Raw genomic sequence first — 1,120 nt, 5'->3', positions numbered from 1 at the left:
TGCGAATCGAAGGATTACGAAGTGGCCGTCTCTTGTCACATGGATCTCTCCCGTCGCACCAAGGGAAAGATCACCCGTACACCACTCCCATGGACGCTAACCGGTGTGTCTTCCTCCTGATCTTCTTGTAGCTCGACGGGGTCGGCTTCTGCATTGGCGGGAGGGTCAGGGCTGAAGACAGGCAGCTCCTGAGCTTCGGCCCGTCCTCCCGCGCAGCGGCGGATCTGGCACATCAGAAGCTCGTAGCTGCCGATCAGAGCCAGCGACGGCCAGGCGGCGATGACGCGGCCGATCAGGCTGGGTTCGGCTACGGCGACGTTCGCGCCGAGGCTGGCGAGACTGCCGACCACGAGGAGGCTCCACGCCAGGAGGCCGCCGCGGGAGCCGTAGTGGTTGGCCAGGAGGATGGACATCGAGGCGACAACGATCAGGCCGTCGACGGCGAGCGGGATCAGTACCGCCGCCAGGTGGTCCTCACCGTGCCGCAGGCAAAGTTCGTGCATGTGCCTGAACGACACGACGGCTGCGATCAGCGCCAGTAGCGCGACACCCGCGATCGTCGTACGTTGGATGCGGCGAACAGCGTGAGTGCTCGGCTCCCCCACCGCTCAGCCCTCCCGACCAGGGAGAACGAGCGTGGTGGACGCCGCGAAGGGCATGTACGTATCGCGTGTGTCCCCCCTCGGACACGAACCTTTTCATCATGTGAGGGCTGAGATTCACCTCGGCCCTCACTTTTGCTTTGCCCAGGGATGGGCGACACGATGCCCCCGGCGCCGCGGCGCGGACGCCTGGCACAGCCGGCTGTCGACGCGCCGGAGGACGGCGTCCTCAGGCAGGTAGACGTTGCGCGGGTGGTCGCCCTTGTCGCCCAGGGCGCGGCGACGACCTGACACACCTTTCTCCGGCAGATTTCCGGCGGTCAGCGCAGGATTTCCACGCCCTGAGCTCGATCTTCCCCTCTGAACGTTTTTCATCCGCCGGGCGGCTAAGCCGGTCACAGCATGATCGCGATGCTCGGGTTTTCCTCATGATGTGGCGAAGCTCCTGGTAGACGGGTTGATCACCACAACCATCACCGTCATCGCCAGGAGCTTCGGGTGCTGTTCTATCGTGCTGC

At 64.7% G+C, this 1,120-nt stretch carries 1 protein-coding gene; it reads right to left on the bottom strand.

Annotation, left to right across the window (positions count from 1 at the left end):
* Positions 1-35: 35 nt before the first annotated feature.
* A complete protein-coding gene (locus FLV34_RS39330) occupies positions 36-605 on the bottom strand; it encodes a DUF2637 domain-containing protein (RefSeq protein WP_261986086.1) in 570 nt (189 codons plus the stop codon).
* Positions 606-1,120 lie beyond the last annotated feature (515 nt).

Origin of the sequence: Microbispora sp. CSR-4 (genome assembly GCF_008033685.1) — a bacterium.
Lineage (GTDB): Bacteria > Actinomycetota > Actinomycetes > Streptosporangiales > Streptosporangiaceae > Microbispora.
Note: the sequence above shows the minus strand (reverse complement) of the source record. Positions and strands in the feature narration are given on the sequence as shown.